A 20801-nucleotide genomic window follows, 5' to 3' on the forward strand; every position below is an offset into this window, starting at 1 on the left:
ACCGTAGAAGGCCGCCCGAAAATCTCGATTTGTAACACCAAACCCGATTTTGACGGTCTACCTGTTACAGATTGAGATAAAACGGGCCCAAACCACCACAAAGGTGCCTGTCCCCTTTGTGGTGGCTGTTTAGAGCTGGCTGCGTAGGTAGTCAGCCATGTATGGAACGGCGAAGCGCACGTAGCCGCGGCGAGCCTGTTCGATCACGCCGGCGTCAATAAGGCGCCGGCGATACTTTTGCGCATAGTCGGGTGTGACCGACATTCGCTCGGCAATATCGGAGATGCGCGACGCGCCGTCTTTGTCGTCGGTCATCGCAGCGAGAAACGCGACGTCTTGATCAGATAGCGCGGCAAGCGTCGTTTCACAAACATCATTTTCGAAATCGACCTTGGACGCTTCGATGGCTCCGTCGATTTGCTCTTGTGCTACGCGCTCTCCGACCTTGCAGCGAGTGGCGATGTTATAGCCAATAAGTTGCAGCATATAGGGCGAACCTTGGGTCGCGTGAGCGGCGCGGAGGCGAAGGTCGCTTGGAATATCAAGGCCGAGCTCCTCAAAAGCCCGCTGATAATAGGCGTCGACATCTCCGACTGAAAGCGGATCGAGCGTGACCTTGCGAGCGCGGTTGAGAAATGTCAGCACGCGGTCATTGAGTGTTGCGCAGACGGCTCCCGGAAGGCCCGCCATGACGAGCGCGACGTTGAGTCGTTCGCCGACCAGCTCTTGATAGGCGGTGACGAGCTGCCTAATCTCGGGTGAATTTGCCTGGAGCTCATCGATAAGGATGAGGATGCCATGGCCCTGCTCGGTCAGTTTGCGCGCAAGCTGCGTGAGTTTAAACTGAAAGCTCTTGGTCTCCTGCACGTCTCGTGTGAACTCAAGACCGGCTGAGAAGCCGAAGACGCTCAGGCTGCCGCTCGTGAGTTTAGGAAGATGGCGTTTGTTGGCATAGGGCTCGCCTGCCTCTTGGATTTTTTCAACAATGCGCTCGAGCATATCCTCGGAGGCCACGGTAGGCGTGGCGACAACGAAGCCGAGCTTGCGTGCGCGATCGGCAAGTTCCCACAGAAGAACTGTCTTGCCACTGCCTCGCTGACCAAGCATGAGCATGGCTCGGTCGCGATTGCCCGGCTCCTGCTCAAGGCCGGATATGAATGTCGAAATTACCGTTTCGCGCCCGACTAGATAAGAGGGGCGATTTCCAAATGAGGGGGAGAAGATGGTCTCAGTCATAAGTCTCCTTTCCTTTTTTTCCTATTTTTTCCTTTTTTTCCTATTCGGTCAAATGACCTGCTGCCGAGGGCGGCTACGTAGGCCTCACCGGCAAGAACCTCGACATCACTGTGGACTAGGGTCCTTGTCTCGAACCACCACAAAGGTGCCTGTCCCCTTTGTGGTGCGCCTTTGGTTGCCTTTGCCTTGGGGGGGGTCAAGGGATGAACGGTGGAAAAACAGGGGCGAACGGTAACTTCTATAAAATCACTTTAATAACTCAGCAAAACCTCTATACTGGCAACTGCACCGCGTTACTCCTCGGGAGGCGCCACGAGCACATGTCATAGCAACCGCCGACTCGAGAGCCGGTGTGGTGAGATGTCCAAGTGGAGCCCAGGGGAGTTTTTTCATGCTGATAACCAAGGCAATAAACAACAACGTTGTCCTTGCGGAGGACGATGCCGGGCGCGAGCTCGTGTTGTTTGGCAAGGGCCTTGGCTTTCGCGGCGCCCCTTCCTATATTGAGGACGAAAGCTCCATCCAGCGGAGCTTCCGCGATATCAGCCCTGAGATGTACGATGCTGTCGCATCGCTTTCGGACGATGTCATCATTATCGCGTCGGGTATCGTGGATATCGCACGCAACGAGCTCAACTGCACGCTCAATCCCAATCTAGTCTTTACGCTCGCCGACCACCTTCAGTTTGCCATCGACCGCGCCCGCAAGGGAGCTTCGATCAAGAACCCGCTCTACGAGGAAGTCCGCCTCGTCTATCCGCGCGAGGCTGAGGTCGGTCGCCGCGGCGTCAAGCTCGTTATGGCTGTGGCCGAGGACGTTGATTTTCCTGAGACCGAGGCCGCTTCGATTGCGCTGCATATCGTCAACGCCGAGATGGTCGATGACGAGAACGCGGGCGCAAAGGGCAACATGGACTTGGTCGTAAAGAGTACCGAGGTCATCGATGCGGTTACCGGGATTATCGAGCGTACGCTTGGCGAGACCATCGACCGCTGCTCATATAGCTATGCGCGCTTTGTGACCCATATGCGCTTTCTTATCAGCCGCCTTATCAAGGGTGAGGACGAGGAGACGCGCAATAGCGATCTTTTCAAACGAGCGACCAGCGAGTTTTCAGACGCGTACGCCTGTGCACGCGCAATCGACGAATACATGAGGGCAACCTGCGGCTGGCACTGCACGGACGAAGAGCTGCTCTATCTGATGATGCATATCAACCGGCTCTGCCCGGGACATTGATACGGAGGCCGGGCACCCGTCTAACTGCCCAACTGGCCGGCTTTGCGTCGGCAGACATCGCGGCATCGCCGCGCAACCTGCTGTTAAGCTCCAAGGCGCCGGGGCTGCAGATATCTTTGTAACGAGTGAAACAAGGAGGTTTCACATGGCACGCGATTACGAGGCTCTCGCCCGTACCATCGTTGAACTCGTCGGTGGCGAGGACAACGTCAAGTCCGTCACCCACTGCATTACCCGTTTGCGCTTTACCCTCAACGACGAGAAGAAGGCCCAGACCGAGAAGCTCAACCAGACCGAGGGCGTTATCTCCGTTCTAGTGGCCGCCGGTCAGTACCAGATTGTTATCGGCAATCACGTTACCGACGTGTATGACGCCCTGCCCAAGGTTTCCAACATCCAGCTTGGCGGCGAGGTCGAGGACGAGGCCGGTGGCAGCATCGTTAACCGCGCCATCCAGCTCATCAGCGGCATCTTTATGCCGATGCTTCCCGCCATGTCCGCCGCCGGCCTTCTCAAGGCCTTTGTGATCATGGCCAACTCCTTTGGTTGGCTCGCGGCCGAGTCCACCACCTACCAGCTGCTTTACGCCATCGGCGACGGCGTGTTCTACTTCATGCCGGTCTTCCTTGCCCGCACTGCGGCCAAGAAGTTCAAGTGCAACGACTGGACGGCCATGGCCATCGCCGTTGCGCTGTGCTACCCCACGCTCTCCACGCTCTTTAGCGCCGGCGACCCGGTTGACCTCTTTGGCATCCCGGTAACGCTCATCAGCTACACGAGCTCGGTTATCCCCATCATCTTTGCCGTGTACGCGCAGTCCTGGATCGAGAAGGGCCTCAATAAGGTCGTCCCCGATATCCTCAAGGGCTTGATCGTTCCCGTCGTGACCCTCGTCGTGGCCACTGCGCTCACCCTCTACATCATCGGCCCCGTCACCGACTTCATCGGTGGTCTCATCGCTAACGGCCTGGTTTCCCTGCTTGAGGTTGCCCCGCTGCCCGCAGGCTTCCTCATCGGTCTGCTTTGGCCCTGCCTCATCATCTTTGGTATGCACTGGGCCTTTATCCCCATCATCCAGATGAACATCGGTATGCTCGGCTATGACGTCATCCTGCCCATTACCGTCGGCACCAACTTTGCCATGGGTTTCGCGGTCCTTGCCATCTTCCTCAAGACCAAGAACACCGAGCTCAAGGAGCTCGCCGGCGCTGCCGCCATCTCTGCGCTCCTCGCCGGCATCACCGAGCCCGCCATCTACGGCGCCGTCCTCAAGTACAAGCGCCCGTTTGTGATCGCAATCGTCTCTTGCGGCATCTGCGGTGCCATTGCTGCCGCTTTTGGCCTGCACCAGCCCGCGCTCATGACCACCTCGCTCATCACCATCCCGGCCATCATCGGCTCGGTGGGTATGGAGGACGTCATCGCGCTCGCCGTCGCCTCCGTCCTCACCTTTGTGGGCACGCTGACCTTCGGCTTCAACGACGACATGATCCTCGAGAACAACTAGTTCTGGGAAACCGGCGTCTTTGGACGCCAGCACACGGGGCGCGGCGCCAGATGCGCCCCGTGTGCCCTTATGGGAGGGCGCTGACCCCTACACGAATCCGGCGTCCTCCCATAAGGGCACACAACAGAAACGAGGTAGCCATGAAGCAATCCGAGCTCGTTGACCTTTTGGGGCGTATGACCCTGCGCGAGAAGATCGGGCAGTTGGTGCAGCTTGACGGTGGGTGCTTTGGCACCGATGCCGTAGCGGTTGGTCCGCGTGCCAAGCTGGGCGTGACGCAAGAAGATGTTGACGTATGCGGCAGCGTGCTCAACGTGTTGGGCGCCGAGGAAGTGCATCGTATCCAAGATGCATATCTTGAGCGCAGCCGTCTTAAGATCCCGCTCGTCTTTATGGCCGATGTGATCTATGGCTATCAAACCTGCTATCCAATCCCCCTGGGCCTGGGAGCCACGTGGGACCCAGAGCTTATCCGCGAGGATTACAACCTTATTGCCGAAGAGGCCGTGGCCGATGGCTGCATGGTGACCTTTAGCCCGCCGGTGGACGTGGTGCGCGATGCCCGTTGGGGTCGCTGCCTGGAGATGCCGGGCGAGGATCCGTACCTAAGCAGCCGCTTCGCTCGCGCGATGGTCGAGGGCTTTAAGGGTGACGGTACGCCGCAGAAGAGCTTGGCCAGCTGCGTCAAACACTTTGCGGGCTATGGTGCGCCCGAGGCGGGTCGCGAGTACAACACAGTGGATATGAGCGAGTGGCGCCTGCGCAACGAGTACCTGCCTCCGTACCGTGCGGCGGTCGAGGCCGGTTGCGATTTGGTGATGACGAGCTTCAACACCATCGATGGCATCCCCGCCACGGCAAACCGCTGGCTCATGCACGACGTGTTGCGCGACGAGTGGGGCTTTGACGGTCCCATCATCACCGATTACGCGGCGATCGACGAGCTCAGGGCACACGGTGTGGCGGCAAACCGTCGCGAGGCGGCCAAGCTCGCCATGAATGCCACCGTGGACATCGACATGAAGACGCCCTGCTACGCACATGAGCTTGAGGCCCTCATCGAAACGGGTGAGGTTTCGCTCGAGCAGATCGATACCGCCTGCATGCGCGTGCTCGAGCTCAAGAACAGACTCGGTCTGTTTGAGGACCCGTATCGTACGTGCTCGCCCGAGCGCCGTACGGAGGTCACGTGCACGCCGGAGCGTCTTGAGAGCGCGCGTAAAACGTGCGACGAGGCCCTCGTGCTCCTTAAAAACGAAGGTGGGCTGCTACCGCTTACGACCGGGGGCAACGCTCCGCGCGTGGCGCTCATCGGTCCCTATGCCAACAGCCGAGACATCATCGGCATGTGGGCGATTCATGCCGATAAAACTCATTCCGTAACGCTTGCCGAGGCATTTGCCGAGGTAATGGGCGACGACGGCTTTGCGTGGGCCCAAGGCTGTCCCACGCTCGACGACTACAGCGAGCTTGGGGAGTTTGGCAAGATTCCCGCGTTCGGTGCGCCGACGGGCGAGGGCGCGGATCTAGAGACGATGGCTGCCGAGGCGCTCGAGCTGGCCGCATCGAGCGACGTGGTGGTCATGGCGCTCGGAGAACACATGCTGCAGAGCGGTGAGGGCGGAGCGCGTACGGACATTACCATACCGGCTCCGCAGAAGCGCCTGCTCAAGCGCGTGCGCGCGCTCGGCAAGCCTGTGGTGCTCGTGCTCTTTAACGGGCGTCCTCTTTCCCTCACTGACGTGATCGATGATTGCGATGCAATCGTAGAGGCGTGGTTCCCCGGTACGGCTGGTGGGCGTTCGGTAGCCGACGTGCTCTTTGGAACGGTCAATCCGAGCGGCAGGCTCACGGTGAGCTTCCCACATAACGTGGGCCAGGAGCCGCTCTACTATGCGCAGTTCTCCACCGGACGTCCCGCTAAGACATCAACGCATAGCGGTCGCTTTGTGAGCCGCTATATGGACTGCCCTAACGATGCGATGTTCCCCTTTGGCTACGGACTCTCGTATCATACGGCGCGCTACGATAACCTGCGCCTGAGTGCGGACGAGCTTACGGTGGACGGTGTCCTCGAGGTCTCAATCGACGTGACCAATGAGGGCGATATTGCTGGTACTGAGGTCGTGCAGCTCTATATCCACGACAAGGTGGCAACGCGCGTGCGCCCCATGCTCGAACTGCGTGACTTTGCGCGTGTTGAGCTTGCGCCGCGTGAGCGCCGCACGGTGACGTTTATCCTGCGCGAGGAGGCTCTGCGTTTTTGGACGCCCGAGCACGGCTGGGCAAGCGAGCCCGGCGCGTTTGAGGTCATGGCGGGGCCTAACAGCCGCGACCTGTTGGTGGGGGAGTTCGAGCTCGTCTAGCTGCATTTGCTTAACGAATGGTGCACGCGGTGCGCGGCAGGCGTTCGGTCTTGTCGCCGGCGTCCGTCCGGTACCGCGCCCGATATCGATAGGAGGGGTCTGACATGGCTCATATCGCAACCAATCCGTATCTGCCGGGATGGGAGTATATCCCCGATGGCGAACCGCATGTCTTTGGTGACCGAGTCTACGTGTATGGAAGCCATGACGCACCCGAGGGCACCGCATACTGCCCGGGTGACTACGTGTGCTGGTCAGCTCCGGTGGACGATCTGGGCTCCTGGACGTTTGAGGGGACCATCTGGCGCAAAGAGGATGACCCGGCCAATGTCGATCGAACCAGGTACGGCGCGCCCGATGTGTGCCGGGGTGCCGACGGGCGGTTCTATCTGTATTACTTCACGCTAAGCATGACGAGCGGTTGCATCATGTCGGTCGCCGTGTGCGATGAGCCGGCGGGACGCTACCGCTATCTGGGCCCTATTGCCAAGCCCGACGGCTCGCCGTTTGCGGGCGAGGAGGGCTGGGGTATGCCCTTTGACCCGGCAGTCCTTCCCTGCGGGGACGGGGGTTGCTGGCTCTACTATGGGTTTGGCGCCAAGAAGCCGAGCTCGCGCATGCCCGCATGTTCCATGGAGGGCGGCTACGTGGTGCGGCTCGGCGCCGATATGCGCACGATGGCTGCGGCACCCAAGCATCTGGCTCCGGCAGTGACGCAGGCGGCGGACACGGGTTTTGAAGGGCATGCCTTCTTTGAGGCCTCGAGCATCCGCGTGCTCGACGGGCGCTACTACTTTGTCTACTCGAGCGAAAACGGACATGAGCTCTGCTGGGCCACGATGCCAACGCCGGAAGGTCCGGTAACCTACGGCGGCGTGCTCGTTTCCAACGGCGATGTGGGCCTGCCCGGGCACGAGGCCGAGGACGCCGCTGTGATGGACCTGGGCAACAACCATGGCGGCATGGCGCGCATTGCCGGGCGCGACTACATCTTCTATCACCGTCATACGCACGGTGCGCAGCACGCGCGCCAGGGGTGCGCTGAGCCCATCGAGATTGCTTCCGATGGACATATCGAACAAGTAGAGATAACGAGCTGTGGGCTCAATGGCGGAGCGCTTCCTTGCGGGCGCGCGTACCCGGCGAGTATTTGCTGCTACTTGGTGGGGCCGGCCGGCGCGGTTCACTATTCCGGCAATCTGGAAATCGCCGATAACCATCCGGTGATTACCCAGGAAGTCGATGCGGGCTGTGTGACTTCGGCACGTACCCATGTGGCCAACCTCTGCGATGGAGCGGGCGTGGGCTACAAATACCTGGCGTTTTCCGGTGCGGAGCGCACGGTGGAGCTCGAGGTGCGCGGGGATCTTGCCGGTGTGGTGAGTGTACGCTTGGACGCGCCGGATGGCGCTGAGTTGACGCGCGTCGAGCTCGTGCCAGGCGAGGGCTGGTGCACGGTGGTCGCATCCCTGACGAAGACCGTTGCCGGTGACCATGCACTCTACCTGGCTATCGAGGGCGTCGGTTCGGTCGATCTCGCCTCGTTTGCCGTCCTTTAACCCATCTCCCATCGGAGGGGCGGGCTCGCACGGACGACAGGTAGGCCCTGGTCGCGCGTCCGGTGCTCTCAACACGGCTCGGCCCTCAGGGGGTTGAAACAAAACGGAAGAATGGAGTTGCCATGGCGGAGATTCCGCAGTTGTACACCTGTGCTGGCGGCGGGCAACGCCTGATGGTGGACGGCCGGCCCTATACGCTGTTTGCGGGCGAGTGCCATAACTCCGCCTCGGGTGGGCGCCGCGCTTTTGCGGATGCTCTCGATCGCGCGCGGGCGCTCGGTATGAATACCGTGCTCGCCCCGGTTACCTGGGAGCTTTTGGAGCCCGCAGAGGGCGAGTTTGACTTTGGCCAAGTGGACATGATGCTCGAGCTTGCCCGCGAGCGCGGGCTGCACCTGGGCGTGCTGTGGTTTGGCGCGTACAAAAATGCGCAGTGCTACTATGCGCCCGCGTGGGTCAAACGCGATATCGAGCGTTTTCGCCGTGCGCAGATGGTGCCCGGGCAGAACAAGGTTCGCTATGCCGAGTTCCATAACTTTGAGATCACGGCGCTTTCGCTCTATTGCGAGGAGACGCGCGCGGCGGATGCCGGCGCCTACGCGGCTTTGATGGCGCACCTGCGCGAGGTGGATGCGCAAGATCATACGGTGATACTCGTGCAGGTAGAAAACGAGTGCGGCCAGATGGTCGCGGCACGTGAGCACTCGCCTTGGGCGGATGCCGCCTTTGCGGAGAGCGTGCCTACGGAGCTGATCGAGGCGCTTGCGGTCGATCCTACCTCCCTGGCGTCTGAGCTTGCGGAAGCCCTTGAAGCGGGCGCCGGCTCTGGTTCGTGGGAACAGGTTTTTGGCGAGCATGCCGAGGAGATGTTTACCACCTACCACATGGCTCGCTACGTGGAGACGGTCGCCGCAGCGGGCCGCGCCGAGCATCCGCTGCCCACGGCCTGCAATTGCTGGCTCGACAAGGGTCACAAGCCTGGGCGCTTTCCCACGGGCGGTCCCAACCTGCGCGTGATGGGCGTGTGGAAGCATGCCGCCCCGAGCATCGACATGCTGGGCCCCGATATCTACATCCCGGCGTTTTGCAAGGTCTGCGACGGATATGCGTGCGAGGACAACCCGCTCTTTATCCCCGAGACCGCGACGCACGCCTACGCCGCCGCGCGCCAGGTCTGGGCGGTGGCCCATCACCATGCCCTGTGCTTCGCTCCTTTTGGCTACGAGGAGATGGGCGAGCCCTTTGGCGATTCGGCGGGTATTCTCTTTGGCATGGATACGAGCGACCCCGCTTTGCTCACGCCTCAGGACCGGGAGGAATATGCGGAGGTCACGCGTGGGCTGGCTCAGTTATTTGAACTTGCCGAGGACGATGCCGCGTACGCGACGCTCGATGCCGTGACGAGTGAGGTGGCAGCCGAGGGCCTGCTCGATATGGGTTCCATAGCAATTAAGGTGAGCTTTGATGAGGGTGCCCTGCCCGGTGCGTGTGCGGCCCTTCGCGCCGCCGACGGCGCCGTGTACCTGCTTGCGCTTCGTTGCGGCTTGGCGCTCGAGTCGCACGCGGCGGGTGAGCCGCATGTGGATGTGGCGTCGCTCGAGACGGGGACCGTTGAGAACGGCGCGTGGGTGCGCGACTGCCGTCTCAACGGCGACGAGGTCGCCATTATGCGCTATAGCTCTCCCGTGCTTCTTCGTTTGGAGGCCATCACGTACGCTTAGCCGCAGTCATTGCCGCCCGGCCCCTCACTTCCTTTCCTTCCCGGGGACGGGTTCCTGTGGAGGAAAAACTTCGAGAGGCGAACCTGTTGCCAGGGGAGGAAGCGAGGTATCAGGAAGTGTCAGTCGCTGCGGGCGGATGAGGCCGTTGGGGCGAAAAGAAGTGTCGGCCTGCGTCGTTGCCGTTGAGTAGCGCGCTGCTTACGGGGATACTGAAACCACGACAAACAGCGTGTGAAAGGATTGATGCATGGCTTTCCGTAAAGACTTCCTGTGGGGCGGCGCGACGGCTGCCAACCAGTGCGAGGGCGCTTACGACGTGGATGGCCGCGGCCTGGCCAACGTGGACGTGGCGCCGCACGGCCCCGAGCGCTATGCGGTGGTCTCCGGCCAGCGCAAGATGCTCGACTTCGAGGACGGCTATTACTACCCCGCGCAGACCGGCATCGATTTCTACCACCACTACAAGGAGGACATTGCCCTCTTTGCTGAGATGGGCTTTAAGACTTTCCGCATGAGCCTGGCGTGGACCCGCATTTTCCCCAACGGTGACGAGACCGAGCCCAACGAGGCCGGCCTGGCCTTCTACGAGGACGTGTTCCGCGAGTGTCAGGCGCACGGTATCGAGCCGCTCGTGACCATCACGCACTTCGACTGCCCGATTCACCTCATCAAGGAGTATGGTGGCTGGCGCAATCGCAAGCTCATCGACTTCTACAAGAACCTCGCGACCACGATTTTCACCCGCTACAAGGGCCTGGTGAAGTACTGGCTCACCTTCAACGAGATCAACATGATCTTGCACCTGCCGTTTATGGGTGCCGGCCTGGTTTTTGATGAGGGCGAGAACAAGGAGGCCGTCGAGTACCTGGCCGCCCACAACGAGCTCGTCGCCAGCGCCTGGGCAACCAAGATCGCCCACGAGATCGACCCCGAGGTCAAGATCGGCTGCATGCTCGCTGCCGGCACCTACTACCCCTACAGCTGCCGTCCGGGCGATGTGCGCCAGGCGCAGCTCGACAATCAGGACAACTACTTCTTTGTCGACGTCCAGAGCCGCGGCTACTACCCGGCCTATGCCGTCAAGAAGCTCGAGCGTCTGGGCATCGACGTCGGAATGACCGATGAGGATCGCGAGATCCTGGCCGCCAACACCGTCGACTTCATCAGCTTTAGCTACTACAGCACCCGCTGCTCTGCCGGTGCCGACAACCCCGATGTCGAGAAGACCCAGGGCAACGCCTTCGCCGGCGCCAAGAACCCCTATCTGCAGGAGAGCCAGTGGGGCTGGGCTATCGATCCGCTGGGCTTCCGCATCACCCTCAACGACCTGTACGACCGCTATCAGAAGCCGCTGTTTGTGGTTGAGAACGGTCTGGGCGCCAAGGATGTTGTCGAGGAGGATGGCTCTATCAACGACGACTACCGTATCGACTACCTGCGCCAGCATATCGCCGCCATGCGCGATGCCGTGACCGAGGACGGCGTGGACCTTTTGGGCTACACCACCTGGGGCCCGATCGACCTCGTCTCTGCCGGCACCGGCGAGATGTCCAAGCGCTACGGCTTTATCTACGTCGACCGCGACGACGCGGGCAACGGCACCCTCAAGCGCTCCAAGAAGAAGAGCTTTGATTGGTATAAGAAGGTTATCGCCACCAACGGCGAAGACCTGGCCTAAGGGCACTGAGGCACTCAACCTTGGGGCTCCAACCCTCCTCGCGTACCTAAGTACGCTTCGTCGGGCTTGTCGCCCCCAATCTTGAGCACCTCAGGCCCTTAGGAGGTGGACCTGACCGCCGCATTTCGAAAGGCATGCTTTATAGCTTCCTAACCAAGGCGCCCGGCGAGCAGCTTATGCCCGCCGGGCGCTTTGTTAAAAGAAGTGAAAGAAAGCCAAAGAAGTTAAGGCTTGCAAAAGAAGTTAAAACTTGCAAAATTAGTGAAAGCAGGATAGAGCTGACGGGGGAGTGTTCCATGGATGTGCCCATTAATCCGTTTACGCCGACATTTGGCATCGTCCCGCCAATTATGGCCGGCCGCACGTATCTTATTAATGATGTTGTGCGAGCGCTCGACCGCGGCCCCGGCGATCCCAACTTGGCAACAATCTATGTTGGCGCACGAGGAACAGGTAAAACGGCCCTGCTCTCATACCTTAGCTCCGAGGCGCAAAGGCATGGTTGGATTTCGGTTGGCGTGGCTGCTGCTCCTGGAATGCTGGAAGACATTTACGAGCAAACGCGTGAAGTTGCGGCTGAGTATATCGATAGCGGCTTAAATCCTAGGCTCAGAGGTTTGAGTGTGGGCCAGCTATTTAGCGTGGAATGGGAGCCGGAGCAGGCACCTTCGGCAAACTGGCGCACGCGGATGACTCGCCTTATAAAAGCTTTGGACAAATATGACATCGGTTTGCTGTTCACGATCGATGAGGTGTCGGCTTCGTTCGATGAAATGATTAGTTTTGCCTCTACGTACCAGATGTTTGTGCGCGAAGGCCGACGTGTGGGAGTGCTGATGGCGGGGCTGCCGCATCAGGTGTCAATGCTGCTGCGCAACCAGTCCGTTTCATTTTTGCGTCGATCAGTTCAGCACCACTTGGGGAATATTAGTGACAAGGAAATTGCCGTTGCATTGAAGGAGACCATCGAGGGCGGTGGCAGGCGCGTGAGTGCTGACGGCCTTCAGAAGATGGTAGATGCCATCGGCGGTTTTCCGTTTCTTATGCAGCTCGTCGGTTTCCGCTCTTGGGATATACGGCCTCAGGCAGAAGAGATAACCGCCCAAGATGCTGCAAGGGGCATTGCGCTTGCGCGTTCTGACATGGAACAGCGCGTGTTGGCGCCGACGTATTACGAACTGTCCGAAGGCGATAAAGCGTTCTTGGAGGCAATGCTTGCAGACGGGGGCGAGAGCAAGATTGCGGACGTTGCAGAGCGAATGGGCGTAAAGAGCAATTATGCGTCGCAATACCGCGCTCGCCTGATTGAGCAAGGGATTATTGGTGAGCGCGGCCGAGGAAGGGTTGGCTTTGACCTTCCGTATTTTAAGGAATACCTAGAGGAGACCCTCGCTGTCGATTAGTCATTGGGGGACGTTCTTGTTTGACTGGTCGTTTAAGAACACCCAATGACTACTTGCCTAATTATCACCATTGTTTACCAGTACGTTTAACCAAATATACAGTTACTATTTAACCAAATATCAATTCTTTGGTTAACCATATTTACGCATTTCAATTAACGAAACAGATTAAACATGTAGTGTTTGAGTTGGTACTTGGGAAATCTCTCGCTGGGCAATCCGTTGCTACGGCTGAGGCCTCTTCGTCGAACCGATCCCCCGGCGAGCAGCTTATGCCCGCCGGGCGCCTTGCCGTCTGCGGATTTTGGGACATGTGGCCCGATTTTTGGGCCCATCTGTCGGTACACTAAAAGCACTATGGGTACCCGCGAGCGACATATCGGTCACGCGGCCGCCCGATCCGCACCCGCGGCGGATCCCAGGGGCGGCAAGCTCTTTGCCATGCCGCGATTCCTTGTTGGCATATCGCATCGTGTATACCGCCGCCGCGTCTTTGCTATCGCCGGCGCCATCACCGCGCTGTTCCTTATGCTTTTAGCGGTCTTGCCGGCGCTGTTCGCCTCGGACCCCAAGCTTTCCAACACCGTGCCCGTCTATGGTGAGGTGTCCAAAGAGGTCGCGGACGAGCTCGCTCATACGAGCTCCTTTCCGCTACTTGTCGCCGCAGTCACGTTTTCAATCTGGGGCGTTCTCGCTTACCTGCGCTGCCTGGACTATGTGTTGCGCCGCCGCCTTGTTGCCATCGCTGCCATCTGCGCCCTGTGGATGATTGAGGTCATCTTTAAGTACAAATCATTCACGCCAAGCTACGCCACGCTGCTTTGGTACCTGTACTACGTGCCCATGACGCTCATCCCGCTGCTCTTTCAGCTATGCGGCATGCGCCTCGCGGGTGTGGAGCAACATCGCGCGGGCCGCCGCTACCGCACGGCCTTGTGGATTACGGCCGCCCTGCTTATCGCGTTTGTGCTCACCAACGATTGGCACCGGCAGATATTCCACTTTGACCGCGCAAGCGAAACCTGGAGCAACGACTACACGTATGGCTGGGGTTACTTTCTCTTTCTGGCGTGGACGGCTTTTAACATCGTTGCCTTTTTTGTCCTGGTGGGACGGTCCTCGTCTTATAGAATTCAGCGCTTTTCGGGCACGGCGGCACTCGTGTTGCTGGGCGGTGCGTTCTTTGCCGCTTCGTATGCCCTGCGTGTGCCCTGGGCGTGGAAACTCAACCTTTCGCTGGTCTATTGCGTGCTGTGCGTAGTAACACTCGAAATTTGCCTCGATTGCGGCGTCATCCCGTCGTATCACGATATCGCCGGCATCTTCGATACCCTGCCGCTCGACCTCAAGGTCCTGACGCGCGACTTGCAGGCGGCATATGCCACGCCGATGTCGGGACCAATCACGCCAGATGTGCGCGAAGAGCTTCGTTCGCAGGAGTACGGGCGTGCCCACGCCTTTACCGTGGCGTCTGCCCCCGATGTGATGTATCGAGCTTTTCCGCTGCTGGGCGGGTCGGCTCTCCTTGCCCAGGAGGTCTCGGAGCTCAACGAGCTCAATCGCGAGCTGGCGTATCGGCGTATGGAACTGCAACGTCAAAACGAACTGCTCGCGGCAGACTATGACCTTAAGGCGCATTTGGCAGACCAGGAGGCCGAGGCGCTGCTGGTTCAAGATGTGGACCGGGCGCTTGCCCGCGCGCTCGATGAGATGTACAGCCTGCTGAGCTCGCTGCCTCCGCTTACCGACGAGGCGTCCTCGCATGAGCGTTACCGCATGCTGCAGTGCGCCAAAATGCTCGTTGCCTATTGCAAGCGCAAAGGGTCACTTACGCTGGCGCAGCACGAGGAGAGCGGCTTTGACCGCGACCGTATTCAGCTGATTGCCAACGAGCTCGCAAGCGATCTGCGCACCATCGATGTCGACTGCGCCTCGATTGTCGCCATACGCCGCCCACTGCACGCCAGTACGGTAAGCGCGCTGTACGACTGCGTGTACGACTTTGCGTTTTTTGCCTACACCACCGATCATCCGGCGCTTATGTATCACTTGGGCGACCACGACTCGTGCAGTGTCGAGCTGCGCGCCACGCTCTTTTCCAACGATGAGGACGATCTTTCGCAGACGCCCGCTGCACAAGAGCTCGAAAGCGCTCTGCAAGGGCGCAACGTGGCATACCGCCTTGAGGGCGAGCCCGGCCAGCTGCGCATGATCGTCTTGATGCCGCGGACGGGTGAGTGACGATGCAGATTTCGCTCATCCTTCCCCAAATCGTTGCGCTCGATGTTGTCTTTGCCCTGGCTGCGTGTCTGCAGACGATCCACGTCCCGCTCATCGCATCGCGCCGCTCGTCCTATAACCGTAAGGTGATTTGCGCCTACGAGACGAGCCTTGTGCTTCACCTGATGATTTCGGCGCTCATCTTATTCGCGTCGTCTGGCTCGTATCTGGTGGCGCCGCTTGACGTTTGCGCCAGGGCAATGGGCGGAGTGCTGTGGCTCAATGCCGCGATCTTTGCCTATGGCGTGGTCCTTATGGTGCACTATCGTCGCCCTATCATGCTGGCCGAGCTGCTGCTTGTTGTCGCCGTTACACCGCCGGTGGTTTTTGCCATGGGCTCGGCGTGGGCCGTTGTCCTTATCGCAGAGGGAGCGTTCTTCCTGTTCCGCTCCATCGCAGCGCTTTTGATGGACGTCCGTAACCGCCAGGAGGACATCACCGCGTTCTCGACGATTGAAACCATCAACGTGATTCCCGTGGGCATTCTGTATCTAGACCCGAGGGGCCATCCGCTGCTCATGAACCGCTGCATGCGCAAAAACCTGGTGGAGCTTCATATGCCCACCGACCTAGGCGATATGAGCGGTACATGGAACGACCTGCGCAAACTCAGTATGCAAATGCCCGAAAGCAGCCAGAGCCGCGTGCGCATCAATTTAGACCGCTTTGGTGAGGCGCGCGTTGTGGTCGAGGTTTCTCCCGCCGAGATTCGCCTGTTTGTGTGCGATGACGTTATGGTCTCGGGCCGTTCGTTCGAGCGCATAATCGGTCTGGATGTGACAGAGTATGCGCATGCGCATGACCGCCTGGCGCAGGCCAACCACCTGCTTGCGCTTGCGGGCAAAGAGCTCCAGGCTCAGATCGAAGAAGTCAAAAAAGTTGCCGACAACGCGGCTTATCTGCGCATGCGTGCCCGCGTTCACGATGTGATCGGCCAGCGCCTGTCTATCCTCCATCGCTATCTGGAGGAGGGGCGTTTGGACGACGAGTCGCTCGAGCAGATTGACCCGTTGCTGCGCTCAATCGCCGCCGATCTGCGCCGTGGCGGTGCCGGCGAGCCTTCGGAGCAGCTGGGCGATATCGTCCACGCCTTCGGCCTGGTGAGCGTGCAGATCGATGTCGAGGGTGCACTGCCCCAGGATGCACGTGTCGCCGCAGCATTCTTGCAGATTATCCGCGAAGCCTCGACCAATGCTACCAAGCATGCGCAGGCACATCAGGTCCACGTGCGCCTGTGGCAGGAGGGGACGGATGCTGGTGCCGTCGCGCACATGACTATTTCTAACGACGGGTCCCCAGCCCCCGTATCGTATCGCGAAGGAACGGGTATCCCAGGTATGAGGCGTGTCGCGCAAGATCTGGGCGGCAGCTTGGAAGTCCGCCCCGCCCCGCCCTTTACGCTTGCGGTATCCATTCCGCTGCACTCCAACGCCACGGTCTAAAGGAGAAGCTCATGATCCGCGTGCTCATCGTCGAAGACCAGGCCATCTTGCGCGAGAGTCTCGCACGCTCCGTTGGCGACCAGTCCGATATGACCGTTGTCGCCGCGATAGCCGATGCTTCCGAAGCCCTCGATGTCGTGCTCAAGGAGCGCCCGGACATGATACTGATGGACGTGTGCACCGAGCACGATTCCAATGGCATCGTGGCGGCAGCGCGTATTAAAGAGGAACTGCCCGAGTGCCGTGTCATCATTATGACGGGTATGCCCGAGATCACCTTTGTCGATCAGGCGCGCGAGGCGGGCGTCGATAGCTTTGTGTACAAGAATGTCGGTATCGACGAGCTGTTTGGCGTGATGCGCTCCACGCTGGCGGGCTACTGCACGTTTCCCAAACCGCCCGAGAGCATTTTCTCGGGCACGGCGGCCCTCGATGATGTTGAGCTGTCGATTTTGCGCCTTGCCTGCGAGGGCAAGAGTCGTCGCGAGATCGCGGCCGAGCTGTTTATGAGCGAGGGCACCGTCAAGCGCCGCATCTCGGAGATTCTGAGCAAGACCGGCTACGACAATATCATGCGCCTGGCCGTGCATGCGGTGACCGAGGGCAGCATCGTCCCCAATATGGAGCGTCCGTAATCGATGCTCTCGACCGCGCTTCGACGCTAAAAAGCAGGCCGCCCGCCGCATCGCACCTGGAATCGGCGGGCGGCCTGTTTGCGTGGGCAGAGCGTTGCGACGCAAAGCGACGGGGCCGCAGAATCATTTCCTGCGGCCCCGTCTGGTACGCGCGCGGGTTTGTCCGCCAATCCGCGGCTGTCGATGTCTGTCGCTACGCGATGGTTGCGCTGTAGGAAGCGACATCCTCGTAGGAATCGGTCAGGTAGGCGTCGATGCCGATGGTCGTGTTGACTAGGCTGTCGAAGCTGTCAAGCGTGCCCTTCGAGAAGGTGAACTCTTCGGTGGCGTTGGTGCCGGGCATCAGGTGGGCCGAGAACCAGGCTTCCTTCATGGTGCCGTTGACGTTTGTCTTGCCGGTGGGGGCGTAGAAGGTCAGGTCCTTGTCGCTCTTGTTGACGATGTTGACGACAAAGCCGATGTCGCCCCAGTCGTCCTGGAACTTCTCGGTGATGGTGATGGTGCACAGGTCGTCATCGGCGACAGTGACGGCGGGGGAGATTTCGACGCTCTGGACATCGCCGTCTTCGACGGCCTCCTCGACTTCCTCTTTCTTCTCGGCGGCCTCGCGATCCTTCTTCACGGTACCGGACAGGTCCTTATCGGACTTGCTAAAGATGAGCTTGTCCTCGTCGTCCTCAAGGACAAGCTTGCCGTCCTCGAGCTTCACGTCGGTCGTCTCCTTGTCGACGGTGATACTCGCGGTGGTAGCGTCCTTGGCCTCCCACTTTAGGTCGGAAACTTCGGAGAACAAATCGAGGCTGCCTGTGCCGTCTTCGTCCAGGACCAAGATGCAGCTGATGCCCCATTCCTCGAACATATCCATATACTCATCGGTCAGCTCTTCGCCCTCTAGGGTTCCACCCGAGAGTTTCCAACTGCCGACGAAGTTGGCCTTGGGGTCTTTGCCGCCGCCGCTGCAGCCCGTCAGGGCAAAGGCGAGCGCCAGGACGCATGTCAGAAATGCGAGTACGGACTTTTTGAACGTTGTCTTCATGGTGTCCTCCTTCTTGTGTGAAAGCCCATAGAAGCAAATGCGGGGGTGGCGGACCCCCCGCCAATTACCAGATAGAGGGGTTAGGGCCTGGGCGTTCCGCAGTTGCTGCAGAACTTGCCGCCGTTTTCGCTGCCGCAGTTGGGGCAGAACCACTTGGCCGGTGCCGGGGCGGGTGCGGGACTACCGCACTCGGAGCAGAACTTGCCGGTGTTGGTGGCACCGCAGCTGCAGGTCCATGCGCCGGCCGCGGGGGCAGCGGCAGGAGCCGGTGCGGGAGCGGGTGCCGGAGCTGGCTGTGGGGCGGCCTGCTGCTGTGCCTGGCCGGCGGCGAACAGCTGGCTGGCGTTCATGCCGCCCATGCCGCCCGCCATGCCCATGCCCATAAAGCCGGCCATCGCGCCGTTGGGGTTGGCCGCCGCGGCGCGCATCGCATCGCTCTGGGCGCTGGCGATGTTGGCGGCTGCCATGGTGGGATCGCGCATGACTGCGGCCTTCTGCAGGTCCTTGATCATCTGCTCGTCTTCTTGCGAGGCGGCGATGGAGTTGACGCCAAAGCTCACGATCTCGACGCCGCGTAGGTCGCGCCAGTCGGCCGAGAGGACCTCGTTGAGCGCGCGGGCGAGCTCGGTGGTGTGGCCGGGGATGGCACTGTAGCGGATGCCCATTTCCGAGATCTTGGCAAAGGCGGGCTGCAGGGCGGTGAGCAGCTCGGACTTAAGCTGGCTGTCGATCTTATCGCGCGTGTAGCTATCGGTCACGTTGCCGCACACGTTGGTGTAGAACAGCAGCGGGTTGGTGATGCGGTACGAATACTCGCCGTTGCAGCGCACGGAGATGTCAACGTCCAGGCCGATATTGTTGTCAACCACGCGGAAGGGCACGGGCGAGGCGGTGCCGTACTTGTTGCCGATGATCTCCTTGGTGTTGATGAAGTAGACGCGCTGGTCCTTGCCCGCGTCGCCGCCAAAGGTAAAACGGCTGCCGATATTGGCGAAGGTCTCCTTGATGGAGTCGCCCAGGTTGCCGCTGAAGACGCTCGGCTCGCTGCCGGTATCGAAGACGAACTCGCCGGGCTCCAGCGCGACCTCGATGATCTTGCCGTTTTGCACCACGAGCATGCCCTGGCCGTCGTTGACGGCGATGACCGAGCCGTTGGAGATGACGTTGTCCTCGCCGCGCGTGTTGGAGCTGCGGCCGCCGGTGCGCTTGCTGCCCTTGCAGGCCAAGACGTCAGCGGGCATCGATTCGCAATAGATAAATTCCTTCCACTGGTCGGCCATGACGCCGCCGGCAGCGCCCAATCCAGCTTTCAAGAGTCCCATGGTGATCTTCCTTTCTCGTCAAAGGCCGGGTGGTATTGGTCAGAATGGCTAATCGTCCTTGTTGTCCTTCATGACAACGGTGGTCTCGGTGTGGCTGAAGGTGTCGTGCTTCTCGGTCAGGTCGAGCTCGCCGCAGTAGCAGTCGGCGTGGGTGGCCTCGTTGGCTGTCTTGAGCTGGCCTACCAGCAGTACGTCCGCGATGATTACGATGATCAGCGGCGCAACGATGTTGATGAGGATGCCCTCGACATCAAAGGTGAGGTAATCCGGATCGAAGGCGTATTCGCCCATAAAGAGAATCTGGGAGAGGACAAACCCGATCACAAAGAACAGCACCGAGGCGATGGCGAGCTTGGGCTTGGAGCAGGGGAGCTCGCCGACCATGCGACCGGTCTGGCCGTTCATGGCAAACAGATAGCTCTTGCCGTTCCACGAGGTGGAAAGCATCCACACGGGGAACAGGGCGTAGTCGCTGTCTTCCCAGGTGTAGTCGAGCTGCTTGCTTTCGACCGTGGCATCGTCATATTCGTCGACGACGGTCTCGCGCAGGGCCGAGATCGTGCTCTCCTCCATGCGGCGCTCGGCACGCGCCTTGCAGGTCTCGCAATCCTCGTCGTAGCGGTTGGCGATGTAGCCGGGCATATAAGCGACCGAGAACGGGCGCAGTGCGTCGTAGTCAAACGGCTCGATGGCGTCCATGTGGCCGTCGGGCATCTTGGACGATCCGTCGACGGGCACGCGCTTAAACGAGATATTTCCCTTGCGGTAGGCATCGTAGTGGTCGGTGGTCGTGACGGTGCGGTCGGATTCCTCGGTCACGGTCTCGTTGGTCGCGTCAAAGTACACTTCGCCGTCAACGCGGGCGCCGTAGAGCCAAAACGGCACGTAGACACCTTGGACCTCGTCGATGTGGTTGCCGGTGACAAAGCTCTTGGGCAGCAGGATTTTGCCCTTGTAGTGGTCTTTGAGCGCGGCCATAACGTCATCGCGCCCGAGCTTAAACGGAATCACCAAGTCGGGTGAGAAGTCGCCCGAGAGCTGGCCGGGTGCTACGGCGGAGTTGCCGCAGTATGGGCAGGTGGTAACGGCGACGGTGCCGTCCGAGACCAGCTCGGCGCCGCACGACGAGCAGATGTAGCCGGCGTTTTGGGCCAGCTCCTGCACGGCGTCGTCGGCAGCAGGTTTGGGAGCCGCGGCTGCGGCATCAGCTTTGGCATCTGCCTTGTCCTGGCGCTCGCGATAGAGGGCCTCGACTTCTTCGACTTCAAAGCGCGAATCGCAGTAGTCGCAGACGAGCTTTTGCTCGGCGCTGGCAAAGTGAAGGGGGCCGCCACACGCAGGGCACTGATAGTTGACGCTCTCGAAGGCCATGATCG

Annotated in this window: 14 protein-coding genes; 10 read left to right on the forward strand and 4 right to left on the reverse strand. The window is 60.2% G+C overall.

What is annotated here, in order from left to right:
• Positions 1-129: 129 nt before the first annotated feature.
• Entirely contained in the window at positions 130-1236 is a 1107-nt protein-coding gene (locus DXD94_RS04235; protein ID WP_117763313.1) for an AAA family ATPase, read from the reverse strand.
• 391 nt (positions 1237-1627) lie between these two features.
• On the opposite strand from DXD94_RS04235, the gene DXD94_RS04240 reads away from it, so the two are divergent.
• The 10 genes from DXD94_RS04240 to DXD94_RS04285 all read left to right on the forward strand — a co-directional run bounded on the left by DXD94_RS04240 (position 1628) and on the right by DXD94_RS04285 (position 17067).
• Positions 1628-2476 carry a PRD domain-containing protein gene (locus tag DXD94_RS04240; protein WP_117763314.1) on the forward strand — a complete coding sequence of 283 codons (849 nt, stop codon included), beginning with the start codon at positions 1628-1630 and terminating at the stop codon, positions 2474-2476.
• A 145-nt stretch (positions 2477-2621) separates the two neighbouring features.
• Positions 2622-3983: a PTS transporter subunit EIIC gene (locus tag DXD94_RS04245; protein ID WP_117763315.1), complete on the forward strand. Its 1362-nt coding sequence runs from the start codon at positions 2622-2624 to the stop codon at positions 3981-3983.
• Between the two features lie 140 nt (positions 3984-4123).
• On the forward strand, positions 4124-6349 hold the full coding sequence (bglX, locus tag DXD94_RS04250; RefSeq protein ID WP_117763316.1) for a beta-glucosidase BglX: 2226 nt from the start codon (positions 4124-4126) through the stop codon (positions 6347-6349).
• Positions 6350-6453: 104 nt separating this feature from the next.
• Positions 6454-7908 carry a family 43 glycosylhydrolase gene (locus tag DXD94_RS04255; RefSeq protein ID WP_117763317.1) on the forward strand — a complete coding sequence of 485 codons (1455 nt, stop codon included), beginning with the start codon at positions 6454-6456 and terminating at the stop codon, positions 7906-7908.
• A gap of 122 nt (positions 7909-8030) precedes the next feature.
• Positions 8031-9629: a beta-galactosidase gene (locus DXD94_RS04260; protein ID WP_117763318.1), complete on the forward strand. Its 1599-nt coding sequence runs from the start codon at positions 8031-8033 to the stop codon at positions 9627-9629.
• 247 nt (positions 9630-9876) lie between these two features.
• Complete coding sequence (locus tag DXD94_RS04265; RefSeq protein WP_117763319.1) at positions 9877-11307, forward strand: 6-phospho-beta-glucosidase; 1431 nt, start codon at positions 9877-9879, stop codon at positions 11305-11307.
• Between the two features lie 296 nt (positions 11308-11603).
• Positions 11604-12710, forward strand: a complete 1107-nt coding sequence (locus DXD94_RS04270) for an ATP-binding protein (protein WP_117735670.1) — start codon at positions 11604-11606, stop codon at positions 12708-12710.
• 357 nt (positions 12711-13067) lie between these two features.
• On the forward strand, positions 13068-14951 hold the full coding sequence (locus DXD94_RS04275; protein WP_117763320.1) for a histidine kinase N-terminal 7TM domain-containing protein: 1884 nt from the start codon (positions 13068-13070) through the stop codon (positions 14949-14951).
• A gap of 2 nt (positions 14952-14953) precedes the next feature.
• On the forward strand, positions 14954-16432 hold the full coding sequence (locus DXD94_RS04280) for a sensor histidine kinase (protein WP_117763321.1): 1479 nt from the start codon (positions 14954-14956) through the stop codon (positions 16430-16432).
• An 11-nt stretch (positions 16433-16443) separates the two neighbouring features.
• Positions 16444-17067: a response regulator transcription factor gene (locus DXD94_RS04285; RefSeq protein WP_117763322.1), complete on the forward strand. Its 624-nt coding sequence runs from the start codon at positions 16444-16446 to the stop codon at positions 17065-17067.
• A gap of 193 nt (positions 17068-17260) precedes the next feature.
• Here the strand turns inward: DXD94_RS04285 and DXD94_RS04290 are convergent, their stop codons facing one another.
• The 3 genes from DXD94_RS04290 to DXD94_RS04300 form a co-directional block, all read right to left on the reverse strand.
• Entirely contained in the window at positions 17261-18103 is an 843-nt protein-coding gene (locus DXD94_RS04290; RefSeq protein WP_117763323.1) for a hypothetical protein, read from the reverse strand.
• Between the two features lie 80 nt (positions 18104-18183).
• Positions 18184-19425 (reverse strand): SPFH domain-containing protein, encoded by a 1242-nt coding sequence (locus DXD94_RS04295; RefSeq protein WP_117763324.1) that lies wholly within the window; start codon positions 19423-19425, stop codon positions 18184-18186.
• Between the two features lie 48 nt (positions 19426-19473).
• A complete protein-coding gene (locus tag DXD94_RS04300) occupies positions 19474-20796 on the reverse strand; it encodes a hypothetical protein (protein WP_117763325.1) in 1323 nt (440 codons plus the stop codon).
• Positions 20797-20801 lie beyond the last annotated feature (5 nt).

Origin of the sequence: Collinsella sp. TM10-22 (assembly GCF_003466125.1) — a bacterium.
GTDB lineage: Bacteria > Actinomycetota > Coriobacteriia > Coriobacteriales > Coriobacteriaceae > Collinsella.